The organism is Geodermatophilus sp. Leaf369 (assembly GCF_001424455.1).
Lineage (GTDB): Bacteria > Actinomycetota > Actinomycetes > Mycobacteriales > Geodermatophilaceae > Klenkia.
Window position 1 is genome coordinate 118,882 of the sequence record NZ_LMQA01000002.1, and the last position, 16,963, is coordinate 135,844.

Annotated in this window: 15 protein-coding genes and 1 pseudogene; 9 read left to right on the top strand and 7 right to left on the bottom strand. The window is 74.1% G+C overall.

The features are described 5' to 3' along the window. The first annotated feature begins 243 nt into the window (after window positions 1–243). Entirely contained in the window at window positions 244–1,164 is a 921-nt protein-coding gene (locus ASG36_RS09390; protein WP_235494799.1) for an NAD(P)H-binding protein, read from the top strand. Here the strand turns inward: ASG36_RS09390 and ASG36_RS09395 are convergent. The 7 genes and pseudogenes from ASG36_RS09395 to dnaA all read right to left on the bottom strand — a co-directional run bounded on the left by ASG36_RS09395 (window position 1,149) and on the right by dnaA (window position 10,646). Continuing rightward, the gene (locus tag ASG36_RS09395; RefSeq protein WP_200944473.1) at window positions 1,149–2,918 is read right to left on the bottom strand and encodes an ABC transporter ATP-binding protein; all 1,770 of its coding nucleotides are present in this window, start codon (window positions 2,916–2,918) and stop codon (window positions 1,149–1,151) included. The genes ASG36_RS09390 and ASG36_RS09395 overlap by 16 nt on opposite strands. 7 nt (window positions 2,919–2,925) lie before the next feature. Then, entirely contained in the window at window positions 2,926–3,882 is a 957-nt protein-coding gene (locus ASG36_RS22320; RefSeq protein ID WP_055763097.1) for a hypothetical protein, read from the bottom strand. Window positions 3,883–3,931: 49 nt separating this feature from the next. Further along, window positions 3,932–4,447 carry a DciA family protein gene (locus tag ASG36_RS09405; RefSeq protein ID WP_235494803.1) on the bottom strand — a complete coding sequence of 172 codons (516 nt, stop codon included), beginning with the start codon at window positions 4,445–4,447 and terminating at the stop codon, window positions 3,932–3,934. Beyond that, entirely contained in the window at window positions 4,440–5,612 is a 1,173-nt protein-coding gene (gene recF / locus ASG36_RS09410) for a DNA replication/repair protein RecF (protein WP_055763105.1), read from the bottom strand. The genes ASG36_RS09405 and recF overlap by 8 nt, the downstream gene beginning before the upstream one ends. 87 nt (window positions 5,613–5,699) lie before the next feature. Then, window positions 5,700–6,629 (bottom strand): annotated as a pseudogene (gnd, locus tag ASG36_RS09415) (phosphogluconate dehydrogenase (NAD(+)-dependent, decarboxylating)); the annotation flags it as partial. Between the two features lie 100 nt (window positions 6,630–6,729). Next, window positions 6,730–7,872, bottom strand: coding sequence for a DNA polymerase III subunit beta (gene dnaN / locus ASG36_RS09420; protein WP_055763111.1), 1,143 nt, complete (start codon window positions 7,870–7,872; stop codon window positions 6,730–6,732). A gap of 917 nt (window positions 7,873–8,789) precedes the next feature. Then, window positions 8,790–10,646, bottom strand: a complete 1,857-nt coding sequence (gene dnaA, locus ASG36_RS09425) for a chromosomal replication initiator protein DnaA (protein WP_055763113.1) — start codon at window positions 10,644–10,646, stop codon at window positions 8,790–8,792. A 705-nt stretch (window positions 10,647–11,351) separates the two neighbouring features. Between dnaA and rpmH the strand changes: the two genes are divergently transcribed. From rpmH to ASG36_RS09465, 8 genes are all read left to right on the top strand, one after another. Continuing rightward, complete coding sequence (rpmH, locus tag ASG36_RS09430; protein ID WP_040338882.1) at window positions 11,352–11,489, top strand: 50S ribosomal protein L34; 138 nt, start codon at window positions 11,352–11,354, stop codon at window positions 11,487–11,489. A gap of 1 nt (window position 11,490) precedes the next feature. Continuing rightward, complete coding sequence (gene rnpA / locus ASG36_RS09435; RefSeq protein ID WP_055763115.1) at window positions 11,491–11,862, top strand: ribonuclease P protein component; 372 nt, start codon at window positions 11,491–11,493, stop codon at window positions 11,860–11,862. Beyond that, the gene (gene yidD / locus ASG36_RS21500) at window positions 11,859–12,233 is read left to right on the top strand and encodes a membrane protein insertion efficiency factor YidD (protein ID WP_082522978.1); all 375 of its coding nucleotides are present in this window, start codon (window positions 11,859–11,861) and stop codon (window positions 12,231–12,233) included. The genes rnpA and yidD overlap by 4 nt, the downstream gene beginning before the upstream one ends. Then, on the top strand, window positions 12,226–13,314 hold the full coding sequence (gene yidC / locus ASG36_RS09445) for a membrane protein insertase YidC (RefSeq protein ID WP_055763119.1): 1,089 nt from the start codon (window positions 12,226–12,228) through the stop codon (window positions 13,312–13,314). The genes yidD and yidC overlap by 8 nt, the downstream gene beginning before the upstream one ends. Before the next feature lie 82 nt (window positions 13,315–13,396). After that, window positions 13,397–14,056 carry a R3H domain-containing nucleic acid-binding protein gene (locus tag ASG36_RS09450; protein ID WP_055763122.1) on the top strand — a complete coding sequence of 220 codons (660 nt, stop codon included), beginning with the start codon at window positions 13,397–13,399 and terminating at the stop codon, window positions 14,054–14,056. Beyond that, entirely contained in the window at window positions 14,053–14,709 is a 657-nt protein-coding gene (rsmG, locus tag ASG36_RS09455; RefSeq protein ID WP_055763125.1) for a 16S rRNA (guanine(527)-N(7))-methyltransferase RsmG, read from the top strand. The genes ASG36_RS09450 and rsmG overlap by 4 nt, the downstream gene beginning before the upstream one ends. A gap of 158 nt (window positions 14,710–14,867) precedes the next feature. Further along, window positions 14,868–15,932, top strand: a complete 1,065-nt coding sequence (locus tag ASG36_RS09460; protein ID WP_055763128.1) for a ParA family protein — start codon at window positions 14,868–14,870, stop codon at window positions 15,930–15,932. Then, complete coding sequence (locus ASG36_RS09465) at window positions 15,929–16,954, top strand: ParB/RepB/Spo0J family partition protein (RefSeq protein ID WP_055763131.1); 1,026 nt, start codon at window positions 15,929–15,931, stop codon at window positions 16,952–16,954. Before ASG36_RS09460 ends, ASG36_RS09465 begins: the two co-directional genes overlap by 4 nt. The last annotated feature ends 9 nt before the right edge of the window (window positions 16,955–16,963 follow it).

Sequence of the window (16,963 nt, forward strand, 5' to 3'; positions counted from 1 at the left end):
GGGCCCCCGTGGTGACCGGCCGCGGCGGTGCGGCAGGGGCTCAGGGAGGCACACGGCGGGCTGCTGGCGGTGTGACCCCTCGATCGTACCGGGTCCCTGCCACCAGGATGCGCCGTCCACGCCCTGACGTCGTCCGTGAGCCTTGATCGTGAGGCCGTCCACCACCCCTCCCGTCCCCGCCCCTCCCGCGCCCTCCACGGACGGGTGAGGCGGATGGGGCGGGACCAGGCCAGACTCGGCCGGGTGACCCACGACCCCGTGTGCCTGGTGACCGGTGCCTCCGGACACGTCGGGGGGGCGCTGGTCCCGGCGCTGCTGGGCGCCGGGCACCGCGTCCGGGTGCTCACCCGGGACGCCGACCGGCTGGCCGGGCGGCCCTGGCTGGACGACGTCGAGGTGGTCGTCGGGGACGCCGCCGACGCCGACCTGGTGGCCCGGGCCTGCGCCGGGGTCGACGTCGTCCACTGGCTGGTGCACGCCCTGGACACCGGACCCGGGTTCGCCGCGGCCGACCGCGCGACGGCCCGGGTGGTCGCCCGCGCGGCCCGGGGCGCCGGGGTGCGCCGGCTGGTCTACCTGGGCGGACCCCGACCGGCCGACGAGGCGCTCTCGGCGCACCTGCTCTCCCGCGAGGAGGTGGGTGCGCTGCTGCTGGAGTCCGGGGTGCCCACCGTCGTGCTGCGCGCGGCGATGGTGGTCGGCCCGGGCTCGGCGAGCTTCGAGATGCTGCGGCACGTGACGGAACGGCTGCCCGTCCTCCCCGCCCCCGGGTGGGTGGACACCCGGGTGCAGCCGGTCGCCCTGCGCGACGTCGTCACCGCCCTGGTCGGCTGCGCGACCCTGCCGGCCGAGGTGCACGGTGCGTTCGCCCTCGCCGGCCCGGACGTGATGACCTACGCCGAGCTGGTGCAGCGCTACGCCGCGGTCGCCGGGCTCGGGCGCCGGCGCTTCCTGCGGGTGCCGGACGCCGGCCCGGCTCTGGCCGCCTGGGGCGTCGCCGCACTCACCCCGGTGTCCCGGGAGCTGGCCCGCTCGCTGGTCGAGTCGCTGCCCAACACCGTCGTCGCCGCGGACGACGAGGTCTGGTCGGTCCTCGACGCCCCGCCCCGGCTGGGCTTCGAGGACGCCGTCCGGGCCGCGCTGGCAGGTCAGACCAGCAGCTGAGCCGTGGCCAGCTCGCGGTAGAGCGGGTCGGTCTCGACCAGCTCGTCGTGCGTGCCGACGGCGACCACCCGGCCCCCGTCGAGCACCACGATCTGGTCGGAGTCCCGCACCGTGGACAGGCGGTGGGCCACGACGAGCAGGGCCCGGTCCTGGGCGGCGGTGGCCAGGGTCTGCCGCAGCAGCATCTCGTTGCGGGCGTCCAGGCTGGCCGTCGGCTCGTCGAGCAGCAGCAGCGCCGGGCGGGCCAGCAGCGAGCGGGCGATCGCCAGCCGCTGCCGCTCCCCGCCGGAGAGCAGCACGCCGTCGTCGCCGACCGCCACGTCCAGGCCCAGGGGTGACCGGGTGACCACCGGGGTCAGGCCGACGTCGGCCAACGCCGCCCAGAGCGCGGGCTCCGGGGTGTCCGGGGCGGCGAGCAGCAGGTTCTCCCGGATGGTGCCGGCCAGCACCGGGGCCTCCTGCTCGACGTAGCCGATCGCGGCCCGCAGCTGGGCGCGCGGCAGCTCCCGCACGTCGGTGCCCGCCCAGCGGACCGACCCGCCGCTGATCGGGTAGAAGCCCTCGATCAGCGCCAGGAGGGTGGACTTGCCCGCGCCCGAGGGCCCGACCAGCGCCGTGCGGGTGCCAGCCGGGACGGCGAAGGAGACCCCGGAGAGCACCCGGGTGCCGTCCGGGTAGCCGAAGTCGACGTCGCGGAGCTCCAGCAGGGGGACCGGGTCACCGGCCGCCGGCAGCCGCGGGGACGTGGTGGTGCCGGGCCGCTCGGCGACGTCGTCCCGCTCGGGGGTCAGCGACAGCACCTCCTGCACGCGGGCGAGCGCGCCGAGCCCGGTCTGCAGCTCGGTGTAGGCCCGGATGACCTGACCCAACGGCATGACCAGCAGGAACAGGTAGAGGATGAACGCAACCAGGTCGGCGACCTCGATCGCGCCGGTGGCCACCCGGTAGCCGCCCAGGCCGAGCACCGCCAGGAACGCGCCCTGCACGGCGATGCCGCTGGCCGGGGACACCAGCGCCTGCAGCCGGGCGACGGCGACGCCGGCGGAGAACGCCTTCTCCGCCGAGGACCCCACGGTGGCCACCTCGCGGCCGGTGGCCCCGCTGGCCCGGATGGTGCGCACCGCCGACAGCGACCGCTCCACCGCGGCGCTCATCGCGCCGACCTGCTCCTGGGCCTGGCGGGAGAGCACCCGTACCCGGCGGGCAGCGGCGATGGCCACCCCCACGCCGATGCTGACGCTGGCCAGGGTGACCAGCAGCAACAGGCCGTCGACCAGCGCCATCGCGATCAGCGCACCGATGCCGACGACCAGCGAGCCGCCGATCTCCACCACACCGCTGGTCACCGCCGAACGCAGCAGGGTGGTGTCCGAGCCGACCCGGCTCATCAGGTCTCCGGTGCGCCGCCGGTCGTACTCGGCGACCGGCAGCCGCAGCAACCGGTCGGCCAGCGTCCGCCGGGTGGTGAGGACGACGCCCTCGGCGGTGCGCTGCAGCAGGTACTGCTGGCCGGCACCGAGCACCGCGGCCGCGACCAGGACGACGACCAGGGTCGCCACCACCGGCAGCAGGGGCGTCTGCGCCCCCACCGCGGTGATCACCCGCGACACCAGCAGCGGCTGGGTGAGCGCGGCCGCCGCCGACACCAGCGAGAGCAGGGCGGCCGCGATCAGCGCCCGCCGGTGCGGGCGCAGCAGGGGCAGCAGCTCGCGCAGCCCCGCGGTGGGTGACTCGGGCTGGTCGGTCGTGGTCAGGGCGGGCTCAGTACGCGCTGGCCAGCGCGGCGGTGACCGCGGCCAGGATCCGGGCGTGGTGCTGGATGAGCAGCGGGCGGTTGCCGTCGGGCCGGACGGCGGCCACGAAGCCCTCGGCCGACCACAGCTCGTCGCCGTCGTCGGAGCCCAGCAGGGCCTGCCGGACCACCGGGTCCTCGACCAGCCGGCGCACCTGCGGGCCGTCCTCGGGCACCAGCAGCACCCAGCGCTGATCGAACTCGGGGTCACCGCTGGGGATCTGCAGCTGGCCGCCGGTGCCGTGGCGCCAGAAGCGGGCGGGGGTCAGCCGGAAGGCCGGCGCACCGCCGAGCACGGGAGCCGCGGTGACGGCGTGGGTGGCCACCCACGCCTGGCCGACCGGGGAGACGATGTCGAAGGCGACCAGGTCCAGGCCGGCGTCCCGGCCGCGCAGCACGTTGCTGGGGACCTCGCTCTTGGCCGGGCGGACCGGGGCGCTGCGGGTCAGGGCGACGAGCGGGGCATCCTGCGGGCCGGTGCCGTCGCTGGGGGTCCAGCCGTGGGCGGCACCCCAGGCCTGGGTGTCCATCCAGGTGCCGGCCTCGCGCGGGCGGTAGACCTCCTCCAGCGCGGTGGGCTTGCGCGGCGGGCGGGTCACCGGCGGGCGGTTGCGGCCGCCGCCGAAGAGCCCGCCGAACAGGCCCCCGCGGCGCGGCTCCTCCTGCACGGGGGGCTGCTGCGGCTGGTCCCACGGGTCGGGCTGCTGCGGCTGGTCCCAGGCCGCGGGCTGCTGCGGCGGGGGCGGGGTGGCCTCCCAGTCCTGCTCCGGGGGCGCCGGCTGCTGGGCCGGCGGGGTGGCCGGCTGCTGGCTGCGGTCGGGCTCGGCCGGCGGGAGCGACCAGCCCGGCGGCTCCCAGGCCCGGGACTGGTCGCCGTCGGCCGGCTGGTCCTCGGGTCGGTCGGAACCGTCGCGGGGGGTCGTCATCGCCTGGCTCGCTCTCGGGGTCGGTGCTGCGGATCGGGTGGGCGGGTGCTCAGCCGTAGGTGTCGCGCGGGCCGCGGCCACGCACGGTCCGCGGGCCCTTCTTCCAGCTGGGCGCCGTCGGACCGACAACGCGCAACCGGGTCACGACGTCCCCACCGACGCCGCCGCCCAACCCCCCGTGCAGCTTGGCCAGGATCGTCGGGGCCATCATCCGCAGCTGGGTCGCCCAGGCGGTGGACTCCGCGACCACGGTCAGCTCGCCCTCGCTCAGCGACTGCGGGCTGCAGTGCGCGGCGATGTCGGCCCCGACCAGGGCGTCCCACCGGCCGAAGACCGAGCCGACCTTCGTCCGCTCGCTCCAGTCCTGGTGGCTGACCAGGGAGTCGACCAGCGCCCCCAGCGTCTGCGGATCGTCGGCGCCGGGGTGCGCCCCGGTCCAGGACCTCCGCGGTCCGGCGACCCGGCGCCGGGTGGGCTTGGGCCGGGCCGCCGAGGCGGCCCGGGCGGCGTCCAGGGCGGCGCGGGCGATGTCGCTGGGCCGGGCGGGGCGTCCGGGCTCAGTCACGCGTCCCAGCATCCTCCGGATCGGCGAGCACGTGCGCTTCTCCACCCACGACCTCGACCCGGGTGCCGCGGAGCGCCGCCGGCACGTCCTCGGCCACGGCGGCGGTGATCAACGTCTGCTCGGCGGTGCGCGCGACCTCGGCCAACGCGGTGCGCCGGCCGGCGTCGAGCTCGGCGAAGACGTCGTCGAGCACCAGCACCGGCTCCTCACCGTCGGCCCGCAGGAGCTGGAAGCAGGCGAGCTTCAGCGCCAGCGCGAACGACCAGGACTCGCCGTGGCTGGCGTAGCCCTTGGCCTGCGCCGGGCCCAGGTGCAGCACCAGGTCGTCGCGGTGCGGGCCCACCAGGGTGACCCCGCGGTCCACCTCGTCCTTGCGCCGCTCCTCGATCCGCCGGGCCAGCGCCGCGGTCAGCTCGGCCGCCGTCGGGAGACCCCAGCCGGGCAGGAACGCCGTCCCGTCCCCGGCCAGCGGGACCGTGCTCGTGTACCCGAGGCTCGCCCGGTCGGCGCCGTCCCCGGCGACCCCGGCGTAGGCCTCGGTCACGTGCGGGGCCAGGTCGGTGGCCAGCTGCAGGCGGGCGGCCAGGAGCTGACCGCCCAGGTCGGCGAGGTGGCCGTCCCACACCTCGAGGGTGGCCAGCGCGTTCCCGCGGGCCAGCTTCGCCGTCTTCAGCAGGGCGTTGCGCTGCTTGAGCACCCGGTCGTAGTCCGACCGGACCCCGGCCAGCCGCGGGGTGCGGCTGGCCAGGAGCTCGTCGAGGAAGCGGCGGCGCTCGGTCGGGTCACCACGCACCAGGGCGAGGTCCTCGGGGGCGAACAGCACCGTCTTGACCAGGCCGAGGAGCTCCCGCGGCCGGGGCAGCGGGGAGCGGTTGACCCGCACCCGGTTGGCCCGGCCGGGGTTGATCTCGACCTCGACCAGCAGCTCCCGGTCGTCCTTGCGCAACGCCGCCCGGACGACGGCCTGCTCGGCGCCGTGCCGGACCAGCGGTGCGTCGGAAGACACCCGGTGGCTGCCCAGCGTCGCCAGGTAGCCGATCGCCTCGACCAGGTTGGTCTTGCCCTGGCCGTTGCGCCCGACGAAGACCGTCGGACCCGGCGTCAGCGGCAGGTCGACGGCCTCCCAGCTGCGGAAGGACCCCAGCTGCAGGTGTCTCACGTACATGAAGGACCCCCTCGCCCCCCGAACCTCGCAGGCTCGGTCCGGGCCCCTGCGAGGGGGCCGATCAGTTCGGAGTCTTCGACGCTGCTGCTAGGCGGGGTCTTCGACCTCGCGGGCCTTGACCGCGTGGCCGCCGAACTGGTTCCGCAGCGCGGCGACGGCCTTCATCGTCGGGCTGTCGTCCTGCCGGGAGGAGAACCGGGCGAACAGCGAGGCCGAGATCGCCGGCATCGGCACCGCGTGCTCGATGGCCTGCTCCACGGTCCAGCGGCCCTCTCCGGAGTCGGCGGCCCAGCCGGTGATGTCGTCCAGGCCCGGGTCCTCCTGCAGCGCGCGGACCAGCAGGTCCAGCAGCCAGGAGCGGATGACGGTGCCATGGGTCCAGGAGGCGATGACGCCGGGGACGTCCTCGACGAGGTCGACCGCGGCCAGCAGCTCGTAGCCCTCGCCGTAGGCCTGCATCATCGCGTACTCGATGCCGTTGTGGACCATCTTCGAGAAGTGCCCGGCGCCCACGGGACCGGCGTGCACGAAGCCCGCGCCCTCACCGGCCGGGGAGTCGGTCTCGGTGGAGACCGGCGGCTTGAGGGCGTCGAAGACCGGCTGGACCTTGGCCACGTCCTCCTTCGTCCCGCCGACCATCAGCGCGTAGCCGTTCTCCAGGCCCCAGACACCGCCGGAGACGCCGGCGTCGACGTAGCCGATGCCCTTGGTGGCCAGGAGGTCGGCGTGCACCTTGTCGTCGGTGAACTTCGAGTTCCCGCCGTCGACGACGACGTCACCGGCCTCCAGCAGGTTCCCCAGCGCCTCGACGGTCTCCCGGGTCGGGTCACCGGCCGGGACCATCACCCAGACGACGCGGGGTGCGCTCAGGGCACCGACCAGCGACTCCAGGCTGTCGACGTCCTGCAGCTCGGGCGAGCGGTCGTAGCCGACGACCTCGTGCCCGGCGCGGCGCAGCCGCTCGCGCATGTTGCCGCCCATCTTGCCCAGTCCGATCAGGCCCAGCTGCACGTCGTGTCTCCTCGTTCGATGTGGTCGCCGGAGGTCGTTGCCCCCCGGCCCCGTCGCAGGGTCCCACGGCGAGCTCGCGAGTCGTGGGGGGCGACGGGGTCCTTCCTCAGCCCGGCAGGCGGACGGGCATGATCAGGTAGCGGTAGGAGCCGGGCCGGACCGCGCCGTCCTCGCTGGGCTCCTCGTGGCCGGACAGCACCGCGGGCTTGAGCGCGCTGGTGAAGTCCATCCGGGCCCGCTCGGTGTGCACGGCGGCGAGGCCGTCGAGCAGGAACGTCGGGTTGAAGCCGATGGTCAGCGGGTCGCCGTCGAACTCGACGTCGCAGCGTTCCTCGGCCTGGCCCTCGTCGTCGGTGCCACCGGCGCGCAGGGTGACCTGCCCGGGGGTGAACTCGCAGCGCAGCGGCGTGCCGCGCTCGGCGACCAGGGCCACGCGCTTCGCGGCGTCGGTGAACAGCCCGACCGGCAGCGTGGCGTAGGAGGCCGACTCGTTCGGCATGATCGCCCGGTACTTGACGAACTCGGCGTCCAGCAGCCGGGTGGTGGTCTGCCGGTCCTTGCCGCTCATGCCGAGGATGCCCTCGCCGGAGCCGCCCGAGGACAGCGACAGCACGACCTCGGGTCCGCTGGTCAGCGTCTTGGCCGCGTCGGCGAGCGTGCGCGCGGGCACGAGGACCGCGGCCGAGAGACCCGGGGTCTCCGGGCGCCACGCGAACTCGCGGACGGCGAGCCGGTAGCGGTCGGTGGCGGCCAGGGTGACCAGGTCGCCCTCGATCTCCAGCCGGACGCCGGTGAGCATCGGCAGCGTGTCGTCGCGGCCGGCGGCCACGGCGACCTGGCCGACGGCCTCGGCGAAGGCGTCGCTGTCCACGACCCCCGCGGTCGAGGGCATCGAGGGCAGCGACGGGTAGTCCTCGACCGGGAGCGTGGGCAGCGAGAACTTGGCGTTGCCGCAGCTGATGGACAACCGGGCGCCCTCGGCGACGACGTCGACGGCCTGCGGGGGCAGGGCCCGGGTGATCTCGGCCAGCAGTCGGCCGGGGACCAGGGCGCGACCGCTCTCGCTGGACTGCACGTCCACCTCGGACCGCGCGGAGACCTCGTAGTCGAAGCCGGAGACCGACAGCTGGTTGCCCTCGACCTCGAGCAGGATCCCGGCGAGGACCGGCACCGACGGTCGCGGGGGGAGGCTGCGCGCCGTCCACGCCACCGCGTCGGCGAGCACCTCACGTGCCACCCGGAACTTCATGTCGTGTCCACCCCTGCTCGTCCTGCTCGGTCTGGTGCTGCTGTCTCGGTCCTGCGCGACCCAGCGGTCCCGCTGCCGGTGCCGCGTCATCCTCCCCTGCGATCGACCCCGGCGTCGACCTGCCCCTGCGCGGAGCCCCCTGGGTCGGTGCTGCTCGTCCGTGTCGACTCGTCGACCGGCACGTGCACACCCAGTGTGTGGTTCAAGGACTCCTCGAGGGACATCACTCATCACCGTCATCACAGGTGTGGGTACTGGGGACCGAGCCCTTCCGCCCAGGTCAGGCCGTGAGTGCCCCTGTTGGCCCGCTGTGGGCCGGTGACCGTCTCCCTGGGGTCGACTTGGGGACACAGGAGCCCGCGTCCACCGGTGACCGTCCTCCTCCACCCCTGGTCCACCCGCTCTCCCGCCTGATCCCCCCGTCGGTCCCCAGGGCGCACGTCACCCCCCGCAGGGGGGACGGCGCTGGGGAGCACCTCGGGACGGGCTGGGGGTGGAGGGGGGTCGACATGGGGACACGGTGTGGACGGCGAGGGCCGGTCAGCGGGTCCTACGGGACGGTCACCGACCCTCGTCCGGGTGCAGCGACGTGACCTGCGCGGACGCAGCGTGACCGACCGTGGTGACCCTGGGTGGAGCGGTGCACACGCGATCTCCCCAGGCTGTGCACAGAGCTGGGGACAACGAGACCCGTGGGGCAGCCCGGTGCTCAGGCGACTGCGCAGAGTCACCAGGACGGGTGAGGCGAGCCGGTCGCCGAGTCGACCCTCGAGCCCGGTCACCCGGCCGGTCACCACCCCCACCGACGAGAAGCGCCCTCTTCGACGTCCCCCACGACGAGAAGCGCCCTTCTCGTCAGGAGTCCTGACGAGAAGGGCGCTTCTCGCAACGGTGCGGGTGCAGGGGCACCCGGGGCCTCACTGGCGGGCGCGGCTCTTGATGCGGGCGGTGAGCTCGGTGACCTGGGTGTAAGTGGCGCGGCGCTCGCTCATCAGCCCGGTGATCTTCTTGACCGCGTGCATGACCGTGGTGTGGTCCTTGCCGCCGAAGGACGCCCCGATGCGGGGCAGGGACAGCTCGGTCAGCTCGCGGCACAGGTACATCGCGATCTGCCGGGCGTTGACCAGGGTGCGCGAGCGGTTGGCGCCCTGCAGCTCCTCCATCGTCACGGAGAAGTACTCGGCGGTGGCGGCCATGATGATCGCCGCGGTGATCTGCGGGCCCTGCTCGTCGCTGATCAGGTCCTTGAGCACCAGCTCGGCCAGCGCCAAGTCCACGGGCTGCTTGTTCAGGCTGGCGAAGGCGGTCACCCGGATCAGGGCGCCCTCGAGCTCGCGGATGTTGGTCTGCACCTTGCTGGCGATGAACTCCAGCACCGCGTCGGGGGCCTGCAGCCGCTCCCCCCACGCCTTCTTGCGCAGGATCGCGATCCGGGTCTCCAGGTCCGGCGCCTGGACGTCGGTGATCAGACCCCACTCGAAGCGGGTGCGCAGCCGGTCCTCCAGCGTCGTCAGCTTCTTGGGCGGGCGGTCGGAGGTGATCACGATCTGCTTGCTGGCGTTGTGCAGCGTGTTGAAGGTGTGGAAGAACTCCTCCTGGGTGCGCTCGGCACGCTCCAGGAACTGGATGTCGTCGATCAGCAGGAAGTCGATGTCCCGGTAGCGACGGCGGAAGTCCTCGGCCCGCCCGGAGTGCACCAGGTTGATGAACTCGTTGGTGAACTCCTCGGTCGAGACGTAGCGGACCCGGACGTTGGGGAACATCCGCGCCGCGTAGTGCCCGATCGCGTGCAGCAGGTGGGTCTTGCCGAGCCCGGAGTCGCCGTAGACGAAGAGCGGGTTGTAGGCCCGGGCCGGCGCCTCGGCGACGGCGACGGCCGCGGCGTGGGCGAACCGGTTGCTGTTGCCGATGACGAAGCTGTCGAAGACGTACTTGGGGTTCAGACCCAGGTCGCTGCCCGGGGAGCGACGGTCGCCGTACCCACCTCGGCCGGCGGCACCGGCCTGACCCGGGTCCCGCCCGATCCCGTGGTCGCCGTCGGACGGGCGGCCGTCCTCGGACCCGGCCGTCGCCGAGCCCGGGTCGCCGGCGGCGTCGTCCTGGTCCCAGGGGGCCGGACGACGCGGGTCGGCGCGGGGGCGGTCCCAGGCAGGGGCCCGGTCCTCGCGGGCCTCGCGGTCGTAGCCGGTGCCGCGGGACCAGTCCCGACCGTCCCCGGACTCGGGCAGCCAGGCGTCCCGGCGGGGGGCGTCGGTGCGCACCCCGAACGCGCTGCGGCCGTCGTCGAGCTGGGCGCGGGCGGCACGGTCCTCGTCGTCGCGGTCACGGTCGTCGCGGTCCCGGTCCTCCCGGTTGCGGTCGTCGCGGTTGCGGTCGTCCCTGGTGCGCTCGTCCCTCGACCGGTCCTCACGGGCCCGGTCCTCGGCGTCGCGTCGGTCGGCGCGCTCCCACTCCGGACGACGGGCGGGCTCGGCCGGCCACGCCTGCTCGCGGTCCTCGCGGGGCGGCGGCGGGGTGGGCCCGTCCTCGAGCTGGACGGCGACCTTGATCTCCCGGCCGAACTCCGCCGACAGCGCCTCGTTGAGCGCGGCCCGCATGCGGGACTCCAGCACGGTCTGGGTGAACTCGTTGGGGGCGGCCAGCACCGCCACGTCCTCCACCAGGCCCAGGGGGCGGGTGAGGTTGAGCATCGCGGTCTGCTGCGGGGTCAGGCTCCCGGCCAGCCGGTGGCGGATGCCCTCCCAGACCGTGGCGAGGTCGATCGGATCCGGCATCGGCTGTGTCCCTTCCTGCGTCCCCGTGGTGTGCCGCGCAGCGGCGGGTGGTCCGTGTGTCGTGAGGGTGTGTCGGGACCGGTCCGTCCCGGTCGCCGCGCTCCGTCGTCCCCCGGTCCGTCCCCAGGTGGGGACCCGCGCCGGTGCGGGTTCCACACCCGTGTCCACAGACTGTGGACACCGGAGGGGCTCGCGGGCAGGGCTGTCGTGCGGGCCCGGTGGACCGGCCCCGGTCCCGATCGGTACACCCTGGTCACGGGCGCGCACGGCGGGCGGGACCGGTGCATCCGCCGGTCGGGCGGCCCGCGCCGGACGGTCCTGCCTGCAGGCGTCCGGCGGCGGGTCTGGAGCGAGGCGACGCTAACAGCCCCATCCACAGGCGGGCAACGAGCCGAGGGCCGCCTTGTGCGCCCCCGGTCGTGTCGCGCCCGGCGCGTCGCGGGTGGGGCGGACCGGCCGTGGTGCAGCATGACGGGTCCGCTCTCCGCCCGTCCGCCGGTACGCCGTCCGTCTCGGCTATGCTGACCGGGTCTGTGGACAGCGGACGGCTCGCTCGTGTGTTCAACGCGTGCTCGTCCGTGCGTGACCGCAGCAGACCAGCCTCGGTGTGGGCGTGGGGACGGCAGACGCCGGCCCGCGCCGGCACCCCGCGTGGTCGGCCCGACTGGCCGGCCACCGCCTCGACGTCGTCAGTGGGAGTACCTCGTGAGCAAGCGCACGTTCCAGCCGAACAACCGTCGTCGGTCCAAGACCCACGGCTTCCGGCTCCGGATGCGCACCCGTGCGGGCCGCGCGATCCTCGCCGGTCGCCGGCGCAAGGGCCGCGAGAAGCTCTCCGCCTGAGGTGTTGCCGACGCAGGCACGCCTGCGCCGGCGTCCGGAGTTCACCGTGGTCGTCCGCTCCGGCCGGCGTGCCGGGCGTCCGACCATGGTGCTGCACTACCTCCCCGAACGGCCCGTCGTCCAGGCCCCGGGTCCCCAGGACCCGCAGGTCGGACCGCGGGCCGGTTTCGTGGTGGGCAAGTCCGTCGGCAACTCCGTCTGCCGGCACCGGGTGACCCGCCAGCTCCGGCACCTGGTCCGCGACGAGCTCCACCGCCTCCCGGCGACCGCCGACCTCGTCGTCCGGGCCCGCCCGGAGGCGGCCGGTGCCGACGCCGCGACCCTGCGCCGCGACCTCGGTCGCGGTCTCGACCGCGTGCTGGACCGACGGTGAGGGAGCGCCCCGGCCTCCCGGCCCGTGCGCTGCTGGGTCTGATCGGCTTCTACCGGCAGGGCATCAGCCCGCTGCTGGGCCCGCGCTGCCGCTTCACCCCCACCTGCAGCGAGTACGCCCTCGAGGCGGTCTCGGTGCACGGCGCCGGGCGCGGCAGCTGGCTGGCCGCCCGGCGGATCGCGAAGTGCGCGCCGTGGCACCGTGGTGGCATCGACCTGGTCCCCGAGCCCGGCCACAGCCGGACGCGAGGAACCGCACAGCACCCCCACTCGTCGGACACGGGGGCGGGCCCGGCAGCAGCCGACCGCTCCGCCGTCGCTCCCCGGCCCACCGTTGGCCGGACCCCGCCGCAGGAGGCACGCGTTGCTTGACTGGCTGTACACCGCGATCGCGTGGGTGATGAAGCAGTGGCACGCACTGTTCTCCACGTTCCTCGACCCCGCGAGCGGCATCGCCTGGGCGCTGTCGGTGGTCATGCTGGTGGTGACCATCCGCGTGCTGCTGTTCCGTCTGTTCGTCAAGCAGGTGAAGAGCCAGCGGGCGATGCAGGAGATCCAGCCGGAGATCCAGAAGCTGCGCAAGCAGTACGGCAGTGACAAGCAGGGCTTCAGCCAGGCCATGATGGCCATGCAGAAGGAGCGCGGGGTCAACCCGCTGGCCGGCTGTCTGCCGATCCTGCCGCAGATCCCGATCTTCATCGGCCTGTTCCACGTGCTGCGCCGCATCGCCCCGGATGCGCGGGGTCTGTACAGCTGGGACGACACCCTCACGAACCAGGCGGCCAACGCCAAGCTGTTCGGGGCACCCATCGCCGCCTCGTTCAACATGCAGGAGCCCAAGCAGGGCGCGATCCTCGCGCTCACCGACGGCAGCTACACGAACATCCGGATCGTTGCCTTCATCCTGATCGTGATCATGTGCTTCACGACCTTCTACACCCAGAAGCAGATCCAGAAGCGCTCCGGCCCGGTCGAGGGCCAGGCCGCCACGATCCAGAAGCTGCTGCTCTACGGCATGCCGATCAGCCTCTTCGTCTCCGGTTTCTTCTTCCCGATCCTGGTGCTGCTGTACTGGTTCACCAACAACCTGTGGACCCTGGGCCAGCAGTTCTACATCCTCAAGAAGCTGCCGCCGCCCGGGTCCCCGGGTGCGCTGGCCAAGGCCGAGGCCGACAAGCCCAGGATCGACCCGAAGCTGCTGGCCCCCAAGCCGGGTGCCAAGCCGGTCCGCCCCAAGAACGGAAAGTCCACGGCCTTGCCGGCTGCGACGACTCCCGCTGAGGACGTGACCGACGCCGAGGCCCCGGTGGCGGACGGCACCGGCTCGACGGCAGCGTCCTCCGGGCCGGGCACCGGGGAGAACCGCGTCTCCGGTGGCTCCGCCCGGCCCCGGTCGGGCTCCTCCGGAGGATCGGCCGGGCCGGCCAACCGCGGCAGACGCAAGCGCCGCTGACCCACCGGCGCCCCCGCTCCGGCCCACCGGAGCCCCCACACCACCGGGACACCCCGGCCGCCTGCACGCCCCAGGAGGAACCGTGACCGCACCGCAGAGCACCACCGAGACGACCGCCGAAGCAACGTCCGAGGACGCGGTCACCGCCACCGACACCGGCGAGACCGCACTGCCCGACGCCGACGCGGCCTCCGCCGACGCCGTGGTCGAGTCCGCCGAGGTCGTGGAGACCACCGACGGTGACGACGAGGACGACGACGAGGACGGCGACGAGGACGGCGACGACCTGCTCGTGCAGGAGGGCGACGTCGCCGGGGACTACCTCGAGCGGTTGCTCGACATCCTCGACGTGGACGGCGACATCGACCTCGACGTCGAGGGCGACCGCGCCTCGGTGGCCGTGGTCGGTGGCCAGCTCAGCACCCTGATCGGGCCCGAGGGCGCGACCCTGGAGGCCCTGCAGGAGCTCACCCGGCTCGCCGTGGCCCAGTCCACCGGCACGCGCAGCCGGTTGATGCTCGACATCGGTGGCTTCCGGGCCCAGCGTCGCGCCGACCTGACCGAGCTCGCCGGCGCCGCTGCCTCCCGGGTGGCCGCCAGCGGGACTGCCGAGCGGCTGGCCGCGATGAACCCGTTCGAGCGCAAGGTCGTGCACGACGTCATCGCCGCCGCGGCCGGTGTGCGCAGCGAGTCCGAGGGCGAGGAGCCGAACCGCCGCGTCGTGGTCCTGCCGGAGACGTGAGCGAGACCCCGCCCCCCGAGCTGCCCGCCGAGCCCGACCTGGTCGCCGGGCTCTTCGGCGATGCCCTCCCGGCGGTCCGCCGGTACGTCGAGCTGCTCGGCGGGGACGGCGTCGTCCGTGGCCTCATCGGGCCGCGCGAGGTGCCGCGGCTGTGGGAGCGTCACGTGCTCAACAGCGCCGCGGTCGCCGAGGCGGTGCCGCAGGGCGCCCGGGTCGTCGACATCGGCAGCGGCGCCGGCCTGCCGGGCATCCCGCTCGCCCTGGCCCGACCGGACCTCACGCTGACCCTGGTCGAGCCGATGGCCCGCCGGGTGGAGTTCCTCGAGGACGTGGTCGCGGCCCTGGGTGCGCCCTGGACGGTCGTACGCGGGCGGGCGGAGGAGAAGTCCGTCGTCCGCACCGTCGGGCCGGTCGACGTCGTCACCGCGCGGGCGGTCGCGCCGCTCCCCCGGCTGGTGGGTTGGGCCCGGGGCCTGCTGCGCCCCGGCGCGCAGCTGGTCGCCCTGGTGGGCGCCAAAGCAGCCGCAGAGGTGCCCGAGCTGATCCCCCAGTTCACCGCGGCGGGGATGGCCGACGTCGAGGTGCGCGCTGTCGGGGCGTCGCTGGGTGCCGCCGCCACGACGGTGGTCGTGATGACCCGCACCGGACGCTGAGCGGTACGTCCGCCCGACCCCCGAGGACCCGTAGGCTGACCGGCGAGACGATGCCCCGCGCTCGTTTCACGTGGAACGGGCCGCGACCAGCGATGAACGACGACAGGAACCCGAGTGCCGTTCCACGTGGAACACGATCGGGTGAGGAGGACGCCGGCATGACCGATCCGGGCGAACGGCTGCGCAGCAGTCTGGCCGCCGACCAGCAGCCGGTCGCCGAGTTCGACAGCCCCATCGCGATGGAGGCCATGCGGGCGACCCGGGTGCTGCACGCCGGTGAGCAGGACCCGTTCCCGGCTCCGGGCCGGATCCGGGTGATCACGATCGCCAACCAGAAGGGCGGGGTCGGGAAGACCACGTCCACCGTGAACCTCGGCGTGGCCCTCTCGCTGTTCGGTCTCCGGGTGCTGGTGATCGACCTCGACCCCCAGGGGAACACCAGCACGGCCCTCGGTGTGGACCACTCGGTGGGCACGCCGTCGATCTACGACACCCTGGTCGGGGACTCCTCCCTCGCCGAGGTCACCCACCCGACCACGGCCTCGCCGAACCTGGTCTGCATCCCGGCGACCATCGACCTGGCCGGTGCCGAGATCGAGCTGGTCAGCGTCGTGGCCCGCGAGCACCGCCTGCGCCGGGCCATCGAGTCGCACCTGCACGCGCTGCCGGCCGAGGAGCGCCCGCACTACGTGCTCATCGACTGCCCGCCCTCGCTCGGGCTGCTGACGCTGAACGCGCTGGTCGCCGGGGACGAGGTGCTCATCCCGATCCAGTGCGAGTACTACGCGCTGGAGGGCCTGGGCCAGCTGCTCAGCAACATCGAGCTGGTCCGGGCGCACCTGAACCCGACCATCGCGGTGAGCACCATCCTGCTGACCATGTACGACGGGCGCACCAAGCTCGCCGACCAGGTCGCCGACGAGGTGCGCAACCACTTCGGTGAGCTGGTGCTCGGCTCGGTCATCCCGCGCAACGTGCGGGTGTCCGAGGCGCCGGGCTACGGGCAGTCCGTGCTGACCTACGACCCCGGTTCCCGCGGGTCGACCAGCTACGTGGAGGCGGCCCGCGAGCTCGCCCAGCGTGGCGTCGCTCTGCAGCCCCTGGTGCCCGTGGCTCCGGCACCCGCCGTCGCGGCCGCTCCCCCGGCGGCGCCGCCCTTGAACGCCCTCGTCCTCGGTCACTCCGGGACGGGCACCCGATCTCGTTCCCAGGAGAGCTCATGAGCAAGCGCGGCGGACTCGGCCGGGGCCTGGCGGCCCTCATCCCCACCAGTGCACCGGCTCCCACGGCCACCCCGGCCGCCCGGGCCGCCGAGGCCGTCGAGGCGGCGGCCGAGCGGGCCGCCCAGGGTCAGCCGGACAGCGACGTGCAGGTGGCGCCGTTGGCGCCGGTGCCGGACCTGCCCGACGCCGGTGTGGTGGGTGTGCCCGGCGCGTACCTGCGGGAGATCGCCGTCGACGACGTCGTCCCCAACCCCAAGCAGCCCCGGCTGGTCTTCGACGACGAGGCGCTGGAGGAGCTCGCCCACTCGGTCAAGGAGTTCGGTCTCCTGCAGCCGATCGTCGTCCGGGAGCGCGCCGAGGGCGGCTACGAGCTGATCATGGGCGAGCGCCGACTGCGCGCGGCCCGGTTCGCCGAGCTGGGGACGGTGCCGGCGATCGTCCGGGACACCTCCGACGACGCGATGCTGCGCGATGCCCTGCTGGAGAACATCCACCGGGTGCAGCTCAACCCGCTGGAGGAGGCCGCCGCCTACCAGCAGCTGCTCGAGGAGTTCGGTGCCACCCACGAGGAGCTGGCCAGCAAGATCGGTCGCAGCCGCTCGCAGGTCACCAACACCATCCGGCTGATGAAGCTGCCGGTGAAGGTGCAGACCCGGGTGGCCGCCGGGGTGCTGTCGGCCGGGCACGCCCGGGCCCTGCTGGGGCTGCCCGACCCTGAGGCGATGGACGCCCTGGCCACCCGGATCGTCGCCGAGGGCATGAGCGTGCGGGCCACCGAGGAGGCCGTGGCGATGGCGGTCGCGGCGGCGCCGGAGGCCACCCGCAAGCGCCGTTCGATCACCGCCCCGGGGGTCGAGGAGCTGGCCGGTCGGCTGTCCGACGTCTTCGAGACCAAGGTCAAGATCCAGATCGGCCGGTCGAAGGGCCGGGTGGTGGTCGAGTTCGGTTCGGTCGACGACCTGCAGCGCATCATCGGCATGATGGCCCCCGACATCACCGGTCGGAGCTCCCAGACCGGCTGACCCCGTCGT